This window comes from Clostridium neonatale (assembly GCF_900465025.1).
Classification (GTDB): Bacteria; Bacillota; Clostridia; order Clostridiales; family Clostridiaceae; genus Clostridium; species Clostridium neonatale.
The window spans coordinates 1074838-1091540 of record NZ_UICR01000002.1 but is presented as its reverse complement, the minus strand read 5'-3'; the positions used below and the strand labels follow the sequence as shown (position 1 = coordinate 1091540).

General features: G+C 27.6%; 14 protein-coding genes and 2 riboswitches. Of the genes, 8 read left to right on the top strand and 6 right to left on the bottom strand.

What is annotated here, in order from left to right:
- Window positions 1-670 precede the first annotated feature (670 nt).
- The 6 genes from CNEONATNEC86_RS16595 (at window position 671) to CNEONATNEC86_RS16570 (ending at window position 10042) form a co-directional block, all read left to right on the top strand.
- Window positions 671-1780 (top strand): ABC transporter ATP-binding protein, encoded by a 1110-nt coding sequence (locus tag CNEONATNEC86_RS16595; RefSeq protein ID WP_125150129.1) that lies wholly within the window; start codon window positions 671-673, stop codon window positions 1778-1780.
- Window positions 1781-1858: 78 nt separating this feature from the next.
- Window positions 1859-2824 carry a PucR family transcriptional regulator gene (locus CNEONATNEC86_RS16590; RefSeq protein ID WP_125150130.1) on the top strand — a complete coding sequence of 322 codons (966 nt, stop codon included), beginning with the start codon at window positions 1859-1861 and terminating at the stop codon, window positions 2822-2824.
- Window positions 2825-3257: 433 nt separating this feature from the next.
- The gene (locus tag CNEONATNEC86_RS16585) at window positions 3258-5618 is read left to right on the top strand and encodes a glycogen/starch/alpha-glucan phosphorylase (protein WP_125150131.1); all 2361 of its coding nucleotides are present in this window, start codon (window positions 3258-3260) and stop codon (window positions 5616-5618) included.
- A 420-nt stretch (window positions 5619-6038) separates the two neighbouring features.
- Window positions 6039-6998, top strand: a complete 960-nt coding sequence (locus CNEONATNEC86_RS16580) for a D-2-hydroxyacid dehydrogenase (RefSeq protein ID WP_125150132.1) — start codon at window positions 6039-6041, stop codon at window positions 6996-6998.
- 187 nt (window positions 6999-7185) lie between these two features.
- Window positions 7186-7917, top strand: a complete 732-nt coding sequence (locus CNEONATNEC86_RS16575; RefSeq protein WP_125150133.1) for a phosphatase — start codon at window positions 7186-7188, stop codon at window positions 7915-7917.
- Window positions 7918-8178: 261 nt separating this feature from the next.
- Window positions 8179-8277, top strand: a riboswitch (glycine riboswitch).
- A gap of 2 nt (window positions 8278-8279) precedes the next feature.
- Window positions 8280-8405: riboswitch (glycine riboswitch) on the top strand.
- A gap of 197 nt (window positions 8406-8602) precedes the next feature.
- Entirely contained in the window at window positions 8603-10042 is a 1440-nt protein-coding gene (locus CNEONATNEC86_RS16570) for an alanine/glycine:cation symporter family protein (RefSeq protein WP_058296265.1), read from the top strand.
- Window positions 10043-10351: 309 nt separating this feature from the next.
- Here CNEONATNEC86_RS16570 and CNEONATNEC86_RS16565 read toward each other — a convergent pair whose 3' ends face one another.
- Window positions 10352-10624: an acylphosphatase gene (locus CNEONATNEC86_RS16565; RefSeq protein ID WP_125150134.1), complete on the bottom strand. Its 273-nt coding sequence runs from the start codon at window positions 10622-10624 to the stop codon at window positions 10352-10354.
- A gap of 192 nt (window positions 10625-10816) precedes the next feature.
- Between CNEONATNEC86_RS16565 and ndk the strand changes: the two genes are divergently transcribed.
- Window positions 10817-11227, top strand: coding sequence for a nucleoside-diphosphate kinase (gene ndk, locus CNEONATNEC86_RS16560; protein ID WP_058296945.1), 411 nt, complete (start codon window positions 10817-10819; stop codon window positions 11225-11227).
- A 52-nt stretch (window positions 11228-11279) separates the two neighbouring features.
- Here ndk and CNEONATNEC86_RS16555 read toward each other — a convergent pair whose 3' ends face one another.
- The 5 genes from CNEONATNEC86_RS16555 to CNEONATNEC86_RS16535 are packed head-to-tail and all read right to left on the bottom strand — an operon-like array spanning window position 11280 to window position 15581.
- Window positions 11280-12335: an ABC transporter substrate-binding protein gene (locus CNEONATNEC86_RS16555; protein ID WP_058296263.1), complete on the bottom strand. Its 1056-nt coding sequence runs from the start codon at window positions 12333-12335 to the stop codon at window positions 11280-11282.
- 24 nt (window positions 12336-12359) lie between these two features.
- Window positions 12360-13142, bottom strand: coding sequence for an ABC transporter permease (locus CNEONATNEC86_RS16550; protein WP_125150135.1), 783 nt, complete (start codon window positions 13140-13142; stop codon window positions 12360-12362).
- Complete coding sequence (locus tag CNEONATNEC86_RS16545; RefSeq protein ID WP_058296261.1) at window positions 13136-13978, bottom strand: ABC transporter permease; 843 nt, start codon at window positions 13976-13978, stop codon at window positions 13136-13138. Before CNEONATNEC86_RS16545 ends, CNEONATNEC86_RS16550 begins: the two co-directional genes overlap by 7 nt.
- The gene (potA, locus tag CNEONATNEC86_RS16540) at window positions 13971-15020 is read right to left on the bottom strand and encodes a spermidine/putrescine ABC transporter ATP-binding protein (RefSeq protein ID WP_058296260.1); all 1050 of its coding nucleotides are present in this window, start codon (window positions 15018-15020) and stop codon (window positions 13971-13973) included. The genes CNEONATNEC86_RS16545 and potA overlap by 8 nt, the downstream gene beginning before the upstream one ends.
- Window positions 15021-15041: 21 nt before the next feature.
- Entirely contained in the window at window positions 15042-15581 is a 540-nt protein-coding gene (locus tag CNEONATNEC86_RS16535) for a helix-turn-helix domain-containing protein (protein ID WP_058296259.1), read from the bottom strand.
- Between the two features lie 241 nt (window positions 15582-15822).
- Between CNEONATNEC86_RS16535 and CNEONATNEC86_RS16530 the strand changes: the two genes are divergently transcribed.
- Window positions 15823-16683, top strand: a complete 861-nt coding sequence (locus tag CNEONATNEC86_RS16530; RefSeq protein WP_125150136.1) for a YcdB/YcdC domain-containing protein — start codon at window positions 15823-15825, stop codon at window positions 16681-16683.
- The last annotated feature ends 20 nt before the right edge of the window (window positions 16684-16703 follow it).

Here is a 16703-nt window from a genome sequence, read left to right as displayed (position 1 = left end):
TAAAAAGAATAAAAAGAAACTGCATAGATTATATATTTAATCTACACAGTTTTAACAATTTTATGAAATGTATATAATTTATAATCTAGGTGTGTGCATGTCTAAATTATAAATTTGATTTGATATTCTTAAATAGTGTGGAATATTTAAGAATAGGTTATTTGGTTAATTACAAAATATTAAAAGATATTTAATATAAATATATATTACTTTGGAGCATTATATATATTTTCTAAAAAGGAGTCTTTTGTTAACATAAAGCTATTGATGAGTTCTATGCTCGTATGTTATTTTACATGGATAATTTGTTATGCATTTCATAAAAAATTAACGAATTAAACATCATCTAACAAGTAAAAGTTAGATATGAAAATCATTCTCAATAAGATAATAACTTATATGATTAAAATTGTCAAGTAAAAAATATTTAGTTTTAGAATATTTTTTTCTGATAATATTCTAGTATTTATAAAGTAATATAAACTAAGATAAAATAGTTAATAATGTAATTTCAAATAACCCTTTATATCATCTTACAAAAAAGCATTATTACTTTTGTAATATTTGAATATAGAATTTAAAGGATTACATGTAGTAAAATAAACTTGTAGAAAGAACAAGAAATAAAATTTAAAATAAAAAGTCATTGAAATAAAGGGAGGAAATAAATATGGCAGATTTATCATTAAGACATATTTACAAAATATATTCAGGAGATGTAACTGCGGTAAAAGATTTTAATTTAGAAATAGCAGATAAAGAGTTTATAGTTTTTGTTGGACCATCTGGATGTGGTAAATCAACAACTTTAAGAATGATAGCAGGGCTTGAAGAAATATCAAAAGGTGAATTATATATAGGCGGAAAGCTAGTTAATGATGTAGAACCTAAAGAAAGAGATATAGCGATGGTTTTCCAAAACTATGCATTATATCCACATATGACAGTATATGACAATATGGCATTCGCATTAAAATTAAGAAAGGCACCTAAAGATGAAATAGACAGAAAAGTTAGAGATGCAGCTAAAAAATTAGATATAGAACATTTATTAGATAGAAAACCAAAAGCATTATCAGGAGGTCAAAGACAAAGGGTTGCACTTGGACGTGCTATTGTAAGAGAACCAAAGGTATTCTTAATGGACGAACCATTATCAAACCTTGATGCAAAATTAAGAGTTCAAATGAGAACTGTAATTTCTAAACTTTATCAAGATTTAGCAACAACATTTATATATGTAACACATGACCAAATAGAAGCATTAACAATGGGTACTAGAATAGTTGTTATGAAAGATGGTGTAATTCAACAAGTAGATACACCTTTAAATATATACAATACACCAAATAATTTATTTGTTGCTGGATTTATAGGAAGTCCACAAATGAATTTACTCAATGGAACAGTTGCTGAAAAGGATGGAAAATTATTTGCAAGTATTGAAGGTGACAACATAGAAATAGTAGAAGAAAAAGCTAAAATATTGAAAGATAAAGGTTATGTTGGAAAAGAAGTTGTATTTGGAATAAGACCTGAGCACTTAGATGACAATGAAGCTCTTGTTAAAGATAATCCTACAGTAACTATTGGCGGAAATGTTGAAGTTGTAGAACGTATGGGATCAGAAAGTTATATTTACTTCAAATGTGGTGAAAATAGCATGACTGCAAGAGTTGATGGAAGCACTAAATTTGAACCAAAAGATTCTATAAAATTATTTGTAGAAAAAGAAAATATTCATGTATTTGATAAAGAATCAGAATTAAGAATATGTTAAAATAAAAATATAAATAATTTTTAATATGCTACTAAATAATAATATTTGGTAGCATATTTAATAGGTAGAGGTGATTTTATGGAGGGATTAGTAGGATATCTTAATGAAATATATGATAATTGTAAACTGCCATTTAATGTATATGTAGACGGAGAAAGTGTTTTTGAAACTAATCCTGTAGAGTCTTCCAAAGACTTCAGCGAGCATACATTTTTTATGGGAAAAAATAAAATCGTTATAGAGATAGAAAAAAATCATAAAGATGCACTAAAATTTATTGAGTTTTGTATTAAAACAAAATATAAAGATAAATATAGTAACAAAGAAAAAGTAGTAGTAGATTTATTAAATAATAATTTTGTTACTAAAGAAAAAATTGACGATTTACCTTATTCTGAGAATATTACATATTTAATTTCTATAAATATAAGAGAAAAATTAGAAGAGGCCATAGAAGCTCTTAAAAATATTTATGATAATACTGAAGTAATAATATTAAAGTATAATGAAAGTATAAATTTAATTGGTGTATTTGAAGATATTGAAGAGCATGTATCAAGTATAAATGAAACAATAAATACTTCTGTTTATAAAAAATGTTATATCAGTTATAGCAAAATAGATGATTATGAAAATCTGATGTCTATATATTTAAAATGTATGAATAAAATAGAGCTAGGAAAAAAATATAAGATATTAAATAATATATATAGTCAGGAAGATTTGCTTTTTGAAGAAATGCTTGAGGGGCTAAATGATGATATTAAGGTCAAGATTAATGAAAAATTTGAGGAAGCATTTTCACAAATGGATGAAGATATAATCAAAACAATAGAAACATTTATGAAGCTTGATCTTAATTTAAGTGAAGCGGCAAAGCAACTATATGTCCACAGAAATACATTAATATACCGTTTGGATAAAATTCAGAAGTATACAGGATGCGATATTAGAAAATTCAATGATGCATGTCTATTTAAAATAGCATTTTATGTTTGGAAACAAAAAATAAACACAAATAAAAATTATCTTAAACAAAATTAGATGATTTAACTAAATAATAATAATGGTAGTCATAATCTATATAATATGAATAGATTATGACTTTTTTATTTAGATAAACTTTGATATAATATATACTATAATTTGTAAATTAAATAAAAAAATTCATAATTAGATAAATTAAGTTATATGTTGATAAAATATAATAGATTTAAATATGTTGTTTTAATCAAAACAATAATGATAAGAAAATTTTATGAATAGAATTGTGCAATATTAAATAGGTATTTTAATATAATGTTTATTGGTATTCTTGATATCTAAATGTAAAATTGATAATATCATATAAAATAATTTATTATAATACTATCAAAGAAAAACTATATATAATCTAATGATAACTTATTTACAGTTATGGTAGCTGTGGTAGCTATGGAATATTAAGTTTGAGAAATTCATGAAAGGTGTGAAAAAAATGGATAAGCAATCAATAAAAGAAGGGGTAAAGCGTTACTTAAAGGTAAAACATGGAGTAACACTAGAAGAGGCAAAAGACTATGAAATTTTTAATGCAATCTCATTAACTATCATGGAGGAAATTGTTGATAATTGGAATGAAACAAGCAAAAGGTATAATCAAGGCAGAATGGCTTATTATCTTTCCGCTGAATATTTAATGGGTAGAGCTTTAGGAAATAACTTAATTAATTTAGGTTTATATGATGAAGTTAAAGAAGTATTTAATGAACTAAATTTAGATTTAAATAAGATTGAAGAAGTTGAAGAAGATGCTGGACTCGGAAATGGTGGACTTGGAAGACTTGCAGCATGCTTTATTGAATCAGCAGCAACAATGGAAATGCCTTTGGTTGGTTATGGAATTAGATATAGCAATGGGTTGTTTAAGCAAAATATAGAGAATGGCTTTCAAACTGAATGTGAAGATAATTGGTTAAAATATGGAGACTGCTGGAGTATAAGAAAAGATGATGAAGTTCAAATAATAACTTTTTCAGACATGAAGGTAAAAGCTGTTCCATATGATGTTCCTATAATAGGATATGACACTAAAAATATAAATACATTAAGATTATGGCAGTGTGAAGCATTAAGAGAATTTGATTTCAATTTATTTAATAATCAACAATATATTGAGGCAGTATCAGCAAGAAATAAAGCAGAAGATATATCAAGGGTTTTATATCCTAATGATACTGCAGAAGCAGGAAAGATATTAAGACTTAGACAACAATACTTCTTTTCTAGTGCATCTATGAAAGATATAATAAAGAAATATAAAGCTACTTATGGAAATGATTTTTCTGACTTTGCAAAATACAATGTAGCTCAGCTAAATGATACGCATCCAACTATATCTATACTTGAGTTTATGAGAATACTAGTTGATGAAGAAAAGGTAGAATTTAATACAGCTTTAGATATTGCAAAAAAATTCTTTAATTATACTAATCATACAATACTTGCAGAAGCTTTAGAAAAATGGGATATAAGGTTAATAGAACGATTATTCCCAAGAATATTACAAATTGCATATCAAATTAATGACGCATTAATTAATGAATTAAGACAAAAGGGATATGATGAAGGTGCCATTTGGAACTTTAGAATTGTTACAAATGATCAAATAAGAATGGCTAATTTAGCTATTTATGTTGGAAGTGCAGTAAACGGAGTAGCGGCCCTTCATACAGAAATTCTTAAGAATAAAGAACTTAATAATTGGTACAATTTATATCCAGAAAAATTTCAAAATAAAACTAACGGTATAACTCCAAGAAGATGGCTTAGACTCTGTAATCCAGAATTATCTGAATTTATTACAGAATTATTAGGTACTGAGGAGTGGGTAAAAGATTTAAGTATTTTAAAAGGATTAGATAAATTTAAAGATAATGATGAAGTATTGAACAATCTTATGAAAATTAAGAGAGAAAAGAAGGCACAATTATCTGCTTATATAAGACAAGAAGAAGGTGTAGAAGTTGATCCTGATTCATTCTTTGATATTCAAATAAAGAGACTACATGAATATAAGAGACAATTATTAAATGCATTGTATATTTTAGATCTATACTATAGAATTAAAGAAAATCCTAATATTGAGATACCAAAAACTACATTTATATTTGGCGCTAAAGCATTTCCGGGATATAGAAGAGCAAAAGGTATAGTTAAGCTTATAAATGAAATAGCAAAACTTATAGATGGTGATCCAATTTCAGTTGGAAGAATTAAAGTTGTTTTTGTTCATAATTATAGAGTATCATATGCTCAGAAATTATTCCCAGGATCAGATTTATCAAAACAAATCTCTACAGCTGGTAAAGAAGCATCCGGAACTGGAAATATGAAGTTCATGTTAAATGCCACACCAACATTTGGAACATATGATGGAGCTAATATTGAGATAGTAAATGCAAGTGGTGAAGAAAATAACTATATCTTTGGATTAAGAGTTGAGGATATTGAAAAATTAAAGAATAACTATAATCCAAAAGAATACTATAGAAATAATCCATGTATCAAGAGAGTTATTGATACATTAATTAATGGAATGCTAAATGATGGTGGAACAGGTTATTTTGAAGATATATATAATGCACTATTAGAAGAAGGTGATCAATACTTTTTGCTTGCAGATTTTGATTTGTTTAAGAAAGCTCAAGATAAGGTATTTGAAGATTATAAAGATAAAAAGAAATGGGCTCAAAAGTGCTTAGCTAACCTAAGTAATTCAGGTGAATTTTCAAGTGATAGAACTATAAAGCAATATTGCGATGAGATTTGGCATATAGAACCAGCTAAGGTACAATAAAATATAAAAATGATGTAATATCAAAGTTTAGTGAAAAATAATCGAAATTCAATATATGATAGAGTGTAGAAAAATTTGACTTAGCAGAGGTTAATATAAATACTACGCATATTCATATATTGCATTTCTTTATTTTTATATAAGTATATATTTTTTATATTTTTCTCTTTATAAGTTGATACCTTTAATAAGAATAGAATACTAATTTTTTATAATCTATGATATGTATAAATGATTATTTATTTAGTATATGTTTAGTAATTTCTTGTGATATAAAACTAATTGTACTAATAAATTTCTATGTATTTACATTCAATTATATTTGAGATATGATTTATTATAAAGTATTATAAATTTAATATGTGATTGGAGGCGAAGGTTATTTTATAGGGTGAATAACTTATAAAATAGCAAATAATTATGAGAAACATAGTTGTTTTAGATGGAAAAACATTAGGAAATGTTGATTATATTAAACTAAATGAATTTGGACAAGTTGCTTATTATGATAAAACAGAAAAGGATGATGTTGAAGAGAGAATAAAGGATGCAAATATCATTTTAACAAATAAAGTTGTTTTAGATAGAAACAATTTAAAATCTGCAAATAATGTAGAATTAATATGTGAAATGGCTACAGGGTATAATAATATAGACATTGAATATGCAAAAGAAAATGGGATAGCGGTTACAAATGTTGCAGGATATTCAACTGGAACTGTTGCTCAACATACTTTTGCGTTATTACTTACTTTATATGATAACATAAGGTATTTTGATGATTTCGTAAAAAGTGGAGAATACTCAAAGAGTGGAATGTTTACGAACTTAGAAAGAACTTATAATGATCTATCAGGAAAAGTTTGGGGAATAATAGGTTTGGGCAATATAGGGAAAAAAGTGGCCAAAATTGCGCAAGCTTTTGGTGCAAGAGTAGTTTATTATTCTACATCAGGTAAAAATTCAGATTCTAATTTTGTGAGAGTTGAATTGGAAGAACTGTTAAAAACATGTGATGTTATATCAATTCATGCACCTTTAAATGAGAAAACAAAAGGATTAATCAATTATAAAGCTTTAACTATGATGAAGAAAGATGCAATATTAATTAATGTGGGAAGAGGTCCTATTGTTGTAGATGAAGATTTAGCACAAGCTATAGATGAAGAAATAATTGGTGGAGCAGCTTTGGATGTATTTGAAGCAGAGCCAATACCAAATAATAATCCTTTACTTAGTATAAAAAACACTGAAAAATTAATTATGACGCCTCATATAGCATGGGCAAGTGAAGAAGCTAGAGATAGACTATTTACAGATTTATTGGAAAATATAAGAGCTTATAATAGAGGACAAAAAAGGAATAGAGTAGATATTTAATATGTATAATAAGACTATGTCATTGGCATAGTTCTATTGTTTTATAAAGTTTAGATAGGCAAGGATATTTTAATTTAATATATCAGTATTTTACTAATATTTAACAAGAATATTAGGTTTAATTTAAATTTCTACTATGATAATATAAATATAGAATTATAAACTTAATGAAAAGAGGAATGTTTTGATGAAATATGCATTAGATGTACATACTCATACAATAGTTAGCGGTCATGCTTATTCAACTTTAATGGAAAATGCGAAGGCGGCATCAGAAAAAGGTATCAAAGTTCTTGGAACTACTGAACATGGATGTATGATGCCAAATGCACCACATATTTGGTATTTTAATAACTACAAAGTGTTACCTAGAGAAATGTATGGTGTAACTATGCTTTATGGAGTTGAGGCTAATATATTGAACCATGATGGTAAGATGGATATGGATGATAAAACTTTAGAGAAGGTTGATATAGTAATTGGAAGTATACATGAACCGATATACAATATGGGATCGGTTGAAGAAAATACAAGAGCATATATTAATGCAATAAAAAGTGGAAAGATTGATATTGTAGGGCATCTAGGGAATCCTATGATTCCCGTAAATTATGAAGAAATAGTGAAATGTGCTTTAGAAAATGATGTGTTAATAGAGATTAACAATAGTTCTTTTACTACTTCTCGACTTGGTAGCTTGGGTAATTGCACTAAGATAGCTGAATTATGTAAGAAATATAATGTTACAATAGTTATGAATAGTGATGCTCATTTTTGTACAAAAATAGGAGAATTTAAAGAAGCAATAGATATGCTTGCTTCTATAGATTTTCCGGAAGAACTTATTATAAATTCTGACCCTGAAAAGTTACTTAAAAAGTTAAAAATAAAAGGAAAATTAACTGATTTAAATATATAAAATTATTCAAATTTAAAAATCGATTTTATTAAAAACTGTTTTCTATATGAAAGCAGTTTTTATTTATAATAATTTTGCAGAAAAAAGAATTTAAATATATTCAAAGAATAGTGTAATTGCTTAAAAAACTACTAAAAAGTCTGTTAATTTATATGCAAATTTTGAAAAAAATATAAAATTATCAAGAAGGGATTAAAAATACTTGAAATAAGTTAATAATAACTATATAATTTTAAGGGTAAATTAAATGTAAATGTTCGGATGAAGGCAGTGGGAGAGTTATTATTTATAATTTCTTTTTGATTTATTATAATACACCGAAGAAGCAAATCTTTCAGGTATTAGGACCGTTGCTGGACGAGCCTCTGGAGAGACTCATTTATGAATGAGCACCGAAGGAGCAAAATATTGAAGAAAATATTATTACATTTATTATTTAAAGTAGTAAATTTTTTTAGTATTGAAACTCTCAGGTAAAAGGACAGAGGATAGGAAGCATGACAATTCACAATGTATAATTCACAATGTATAATTGAGGATAAAAATAGCTTTGCTATTTTTGATAAATTTAAATTAAGAAAACTGAAAGTTTTCTACCTAAATTGTAAATTGTAAACTTTGAATTATGAATTGTATAGTCTCTTATTCTCCTCCAATGATAAAAAATATTAGGGGGAATTTTTTTATGTTATTTTCAAATTTCTTATTAGCAGGGAATACATCTACAATTCAAAATGTATTTCAAAAAATCGATGATATTATATGGGGGCCACCTTTATTAATACTTTTGGTTGGGACTGGAATATATCTAACACTTCGCTTAAAATTATTACAAGTCTTTAAATTACCGTTAGCATTAAAATATGTATTTGGAAAAGATGAAGAAGCTCAAAATGATGATGCACATGGAGATGTATCAAGTTTTGGAGCACTATGTACAGCGTTATCAGCAACAATTGGAACAGGAAATATAGTAGGTGTTGCGACAGCAGTAAAAGCAGGAGGGCCAGGAGCACTATTTTGGATGTGGATTGCGGCTTTCTTTGGAATGGCAACTAAGTATGCAGAAGGTGTACTCGCAATAAAATATAGAGAAGTAGATGAAAACGGACAAATGTGTGGTGGACCTATGTACTATATACAAAATGGGTTAGGTATGAAATGGTTAGCTAAATTATTTGCATTGTTTGGTGTTGGAGTTGCTTTCTTTGGAATAGGAACATTTGGTCAAGTTAATTCAATAGCAGCAGCAGCACAAAATTTTAATATACCTAAAATTGCAACGGCTGTAGTCATAACAGCATTAGTAGCTTTAGTAACATTAGGTGGAATTAAAAGAATATCAAAAGTATCTGAAGCAATAGTTCCATTTATGGCAGTAGCATATATTATTGGAGCTGTTATAGTACTTGCATGTAATTTTAGAGCAATACCACAAGCTTTAGGTTTAATAATAACTAGTGCTTTTAATCCTAAAGCTGTAGGTGGTGCAATTGCAGGTGTAACTGTTTCTGTAGCACTTAGAAATGGGATTGCAAGAGGGGTATTTTCAAATGAATCAGGACTTGGAAGTGCACCAATAGCAGCAGCAGCAGCAAAAACAAATTTTCCAGCAAGACAAGGCTTGATTTCTATGACAGGAACATTTTTTGATACAATACTAATTTGTACAATGACAGGACTTGTAATAGTATTAACAAGTGGAAGCACTGGTGTGTTTGAAGTTGGAGCAACAATTGAAGGAGCAGGACTTACATCAGCAGCTTTTGAAATTGGTTTACCTATAGCCACTATTGGAAAATACATTGTTAATATAGGATTAGTTTTCTTTGCATTTACTACCATACTTGGATGGAACTATTATGGTGAAAAGTGTATGCAATATTTATGCGGAACTAAGTCTATAATGCCATATAGAATAATATATATAGTACTTGTTGCAATAGGACCTTTCTTGCCATTGGAATTAATATTTATAATTGCAGATATAGTTAATGGATGCATGGCATTTCCTAACCTAGTTGGACTTATAGGGCTTAGAAAGGTTGTTATAAAAGAAACAGAAGACTACTTTAATAGCTTGGAAAATGAAAAGCTAGGTAATAAAGAATATGACCTTGCATAATAACATAAATAAAGGACGTATAATCATGGTTTAGTGGATAACAACCGAAATTCAATATATGATATGCTCGATTGCGTAAATATTTCAGCCCAAAATTCTAATGAAAGAGGTTGCTCCAAAAAAAGTTTGCTCCGACAACAAGTGTTGGACAAACAATTTTGGAACGGCCTTCAGCCTCTTTCAAAGAATTTAAAGGCTAAAATATTTAATGCAATACTACACATAAGCAGAGAACCACATAAGAGTTTTATTTCGATTATTCACACTAAACTCAGTACGTTCTTTATTTATTTTATGATGCAACATGTTTTAATATTTGATAGAATATTTTTTTTCATTATCTATAATAGAAAGTTTATCTAAAACTAAATCATCAACTCGACAAAAGCCATTTCCTTTTTTTATAGCAGCAATAAAGGAAAGGACATCTTGCTCTAAGCCTTGAACTTCTATGGATACTTTACCATCATATAGATTTTTACAAAAACCTGTTAAATTAAACTGCATAGCTTTCATTTGAGTGAAATATCTAAATCCTACACCTTGAACTTTACCATCAACAATTATTGAATATCTAATCATAAATCCTCCTAAGTATAAGTAATTTATTTATATATTGAAACTTATAGCATGAATTAATACTTAAATTATAGCATATTCTAAAAAAAATAATAATATACATATAAAAGTGTTTCTAATTTTCTGAAAATTGAGTATAATATATGTAAACTAGGGAATAATTTCAACGTGAGTGTTTATAGAAAGGATGACTTTATTATGGAAAGAACTATGGTGCTAATTAAGCCTGATGGAGTAGAAAGAAATATAATAGGAAATATTATAAGTTGTTATGAAGCTAATGGTTTAAAGATAAAAGAATTAAAAATGATGAAAGCAACAAGAGAAATTGCAGAAAAACATTATTCTCAACATAAAGGTAAAGATTTTTATGAGGAATTAATAACGTTTATAACAAGAAGTCCATTAGTAGCAATTATATTAATAGGAGAAGAGGCAGTAAATAGAGTAAGAGCAATAAATGGTGCAACTAGTCCAGATGATGCTGCTGAAGGAACAATAAGACATAGATATGCTAGAAGTAAAACAGAAAATTGCGTACATGCATCTGATACAGTAGAAAGTGCAGAAGAAGAAATCAATTTATGGTTTTCAGAATTAAAATAAATAATACCCACTATTTGAGATTTTCGGATAGTGGGTATCATTTATAAGTTAGTTATTTAGTTTTTATATTCATCCATGCATCATCATATAATTTTAGATTATCACCTAAATCAACGAATATTTCACATTTATCAAGAACATCTTTAGATGGATAAGATTTTTTAACTTCATCATCTAACATCTCATATGTAGCTTTATTTGGAGTTGAATAACCAATATAATCAACATTTTGTTTTGAATTTTCTGGATCAGTTAAAAAATTAATTAGTTTTTCAGCATTTTCCTTGTTTTTAGAACCTTTAGGTATTACCATCGCATCAAACCACTTATTTGATCCTTCTTCTGGAATTACATATTTAAGCTCTGGATTTTCAGACATAATATATGCAGCATCTCCAGACCAAACAGTAGCTAAAGCAGCTTCTCCATTAATCATCTTATCTTTAACTTCATCAACATAATAAAGTGGATCCATAGTTTGTTTTTGTTTAACCAATTCATCTGTAGCGGCAGCTATTTCATCTGGATTAGTACTATTTATAGAATATCCTAATTTATCCAACCCTATAGCTATGGTATCTCGCATAGAATCAAACATAATTACTTGTTTTCCACTATATTTAGTATTCCATAAAATATCCCAACTAGTAACAGGCTCAGTTACTACAGCAGGATCATAAATTATTCCTATTGTTCCCCACATGTAAGGTACAGAATATTCATTATTAGGGTCATATGATAAGTTTTTATACGTATCATCTATATATTCATAATTGGGTATATTATTAAAATCTAATTTTTCAACCATATCTTCTTTAATCATTTTTTCAATCATATAATCTGATGGAATGACTAAATCATAACTTCCAGGAGTACTTTTTAATTTTTGATACATGATTTCATTAGTATCGTAAGTAGAATAATCTACTTTTATCCCGGTTTCTTTGGTGAATTTAGCCAATAAATCTTCATCGATATAATCTCCACAGTTATAGAAATATACAGTTCCATTATCAGCAGTATTGTTTGAACTTCCACATCCAGATAAAAGTCCTATAGATATTAGTGAAGATAAAGCTAATGCGCCTAAAAGCTTGAATTTTTTCAAAACTATCACCTCTTATTATATTAATTATTTTTCAGTTAAACTTTGTTTTTTATTAACAATTATTAATAAAGCTAATACGGTAATAAACATTAATGTAGAAAGTGCATTAATTTCTGGTTTTATGCCCCTTCTAGCCATTGAATATATTTCAATAGATAAGTTTGTTACTCCAGGTCCAGTAGTAAAGAAACTAATTACAAAGTCATCAATTGACATTGTAAAAGCCATTAAAAATCCAGCAAATATTCCAGGTTTTATTTGAGGAATAACTACTTTTCTTATAGCATATATTGGAGTAGCACCAAGATCAGCTGCAGCCTCTAACGTGTTTTCGGGTAATTGCTTTAATTTTGGCAATACAGATAAAATAACATATGGTATATCAAATGTTATATGTGCAAGCAGCATTGTAGTGAATCCAAAATCAAACTTTAAAAATATAAACAAACTCATAAGAGCAATACCAGTTACTATATCTGGATTTAAAACAGGCAGATAGTTAATATTTAAAATTAATGCTTTTAATTTGCCACCCATTTTAGATATAGCTATTGCTGCTATTGTTCCAACTATAGTTGATATTACTGAAGCTAATAAAGCAATTAGTATAGTATAATAAAGTGCAGACATAAGTCTGTTATTATTAAATAATTCTAAATACCATTTAAAAGTGAATCCTGTCCATTTACCCATAGTTTTAGATTCATTAAATGAAAATACCATGAGCGTAAAGATAGGTGTGTATAAGAACAAAAAAATGATAATTAAATAAAATCTTTTTATAAATCGCTCTAATTTAGCTACCATAATTGTCCACCGCCTTCCTTACTGTCACTGCTGTCAAATTTTGAGGTTATAGCCATAAATATTAGAATTATAATCATCATAAATATTGAAATAGCAGAACCAAAATTCCAGTCTCCCATTGTTGTGTATTGTTGTTCAATTAAATTTCCGACTAACATATATTGTCCGCCGCCAAGTAATCTAGAAATTACAAATGTAGAAACGGCAGGCATAAATACCATTGTGATACCTGAGAAGATTCCAGGAACGCTTAATGGGAGTATAATTTTCATAAATACTTTAAACTTATTGGCACCCAGATCAGCAGCAGCATTAATTAAATCTTTATCCATTTTAATTAATATAGTATATAATGGTAATACCATGAAAGGTAGAAAATTGTAAACCATTCCGAGTAGCACTGCGCCATCATTATATAAAAATTGAATTGGTGCAACTCCAATCTTTCTAAGTAGCGTATTTATAATACCTGTTTTTCCTAAGATAGGTAACCAAGCATAAGTTCTAAGTAAAAAATTCATCCACATTGGAAGAATAAATAACATTATTAAAAGATTTCTAGTACTAGATTTCATTTGAGAAATTATGTATGCTATAGGATATCCTATTATTAAGCAAGCTATAGTAGATATAAAAGCTAGCCATATTGATCTCTTAAATACACTAAAATATTGAGGAGATAACAATCTAGTATAGTTTTCTAATGAAAATGCATATCCTGAAGAAGTTTCTTTTGTAAAGCTGAAAAATAAAACTATGATTAATGGAATTACTATAAATAATGCGCTCCAAACAAAATAAGGATAAGCAATTAATGAAGTTTTTTTCTTATTCATTTTGCCCACTCTTTCTCATAATATGAATGTCTTCAGGATAAATATCAAGACCTATGATACTGCCTACTTCAGCGCATTTAGTATTATGAAGTATAAAATCAAATTCTTCAGTTGAAACAATCATTTCATAGTGAACTCCTTTGAAGATTTGAGAAGTTACAGTTCCTTTAAGCATTCCATTATCAGCATCTACCATTTTTATATCTTCAGGTCTTATAACCACATCAATAGGCTCCATTTTTTCAAAGCCTTCATCAACACATTCAAAAGTTTTATTACAAAATTCTACTTTAAAATTATCTATCATAGTTCCGTTAAGTATATTACTTTCACCAATAAAATCTGCAACAAAAGCATTAGCAGGTTCATTATAAATGTCCTGTGGTGTTCCCATTTGTTGAATAATTCCTTTATTCATAACTATAATAGTATCTGACATTGTAAGAGCTTCTTCTTGATCATGTGTTACAAAAACAAATGTTATTCCAACTTCTTGTTGAATTTTTTTTAATTCAATTTGCATTTCTTTTCTAAGCTTCAAATCCAATGCACCTAGAGGTTCATCAAGAAGTAGTATTTCAGGTTTGTTAATTAATGCTCTTGCTATAGCAACTCTTTGCTGTTGTCCACCACTTAATGAATCAACACTTCTTTTTTCAAATCCCTTTAGAGCAACTAAAGAAAGCATTTCTTCTACTTTATTTTTTATTTCATCTTTTGGAAGCTTCTTAAGCTTTAGTCCGAAAGCAATATTATCAAATATATTCATATGAGGAAATAATGCATATTTTTGAAATACAGTATTCACTTTTCTTTTGTATGGAGGCAATGTTGAAATATCATTGTTCTTAAATATTAGCTCTCCAGAATCTGCATTTTCAAATCCAGCAATTATTTTAAGGGTAGTTGTTTTACCACATCCACTTGGTCCAAGTAATGTTAAAAATTCATTCTTTTTTATATTTAAAGATAAATTATCTAATACTTTTTGTTCACCATAAGATTTGTTAAGGTTTTTTAGTTCTAAAATATTTTCGCTCACAAGAACACCTCTTTCTAAAAATTAAAATGATGGTGGAGTACTAATCCAAATTACCTTAGCAGGTACTTTACTATTGTTAGAAATATAGTGCGTAACTTTAGCTTTGTAGTAGAAGCTCTCACCTTTTTTCACTTTATATTTCTTTTTACCTAAGTGAAGCGTTATTGAACCAGATAAAACATATCCAAATTCTTCACCTTCATGTGGTTCTTCCTCAATGTACTGACCACCTGCTTCAATAGTTATCATGATTGGTTCCATTGCATTCTTTTGTGCATTTGGGATTAACCATTTTAAAGAGTACTTAAGTTCACTGTCTTCAGTTTCAAACATATCATCTTTAGAGTATGTAACTTTTTCTTCTTTTGTATCACTAAAAAAGTCTGGTAAGTTTGTTCCAAGGATTTCAAGTATATCTATTAAAGTAGCAATTGATGGTGAGGTTAAATCATTTTCTACTTGTGATATAAATCCCTTGGATAATTCACATCGATTTGCAAGTTCTTCTTGAGTTAATTGTTTTTCCATTCTCAAGATACGAATTTTCTCTCCAATTTGCATAATTTCACCTACTAAATCATCTATATTATAACTTTTACTAAACATTAAGTTTAAGATTACTAAACAAACATATTATATAGACTTTATATTTAAAAATCAATATTTTTTTAAAAAAACTTGATTTTTAAAATGAAAATTAATTAAACTATTTATAAGCAAATAAAACCAGTGGGATATTCAACATAAATAATAATATGATATAATTTAACTATGTCCATAGTAATTCTGAGAGGAGTACATTATGAAGTTTAAAAAAGTTACCATTCTTAGTAGTATTTTTTTATTGTTTCTTATACTAATTACTGTATTAATAGCTTATAAGTATGTTGGACCAGGAGCTGAGGATATTAAGTCATGTAAAAATTTTATAAGTAAATTACAATCTATTAATGCCATTGATGTAAAGATAAAAGTAAACGATGCAAAATATAAAAGAGACAATAGAATTACTAGTCAAAATGATTTGGTAGAAAAGAGTGTTGTTAGTGAAGAGTATGCTTTGGATCTAGACAAAAATAATAATGTAATAGGATTTATAAAAAAAGATATACCAAAAGCAAACGAAATTAAAATAGAATTAGATGAAGCAAAAAAATTATCAAAAAAATATTTAACCAATATATATAGTGAAGATATAGTACTGAAGTCAATTCAATTAAATAATGATGAAAACAATTTACCATATTATTCATTTATATATACAAGGGCAAAAGACGGATATCCATTTTATTTCGATGAAATTAAATTAAATATAGATAAACAAAATGGAATGCTAGATGGTTATTCCAACTCTACAATGCAAAGAGAATGCAAAGAAGCTAAAATAAATATTTCAGAAAAAGAAGCTGAAGAGTATGGAAAAGCATTTTTTTTGAAATATAATAATGACGGAGTTGTTCAAGCTGGGACATCCCTAGTTTATGCAGATAATAAAATTGAAGAAAAAGTAGGAACAATATCTGAGTTATGCTATATGGTGATTATTACAGGAAAAGATATTGATTCTAATGAAATAAGATGGAAGATATTTATAAGCTCAGAAGATGGAAGTATAGTTAATTCATTAAAAGATGGGACAGAAAAAAAAGTTAAAACTCAATAATAGTATTTTATTAAAATAAT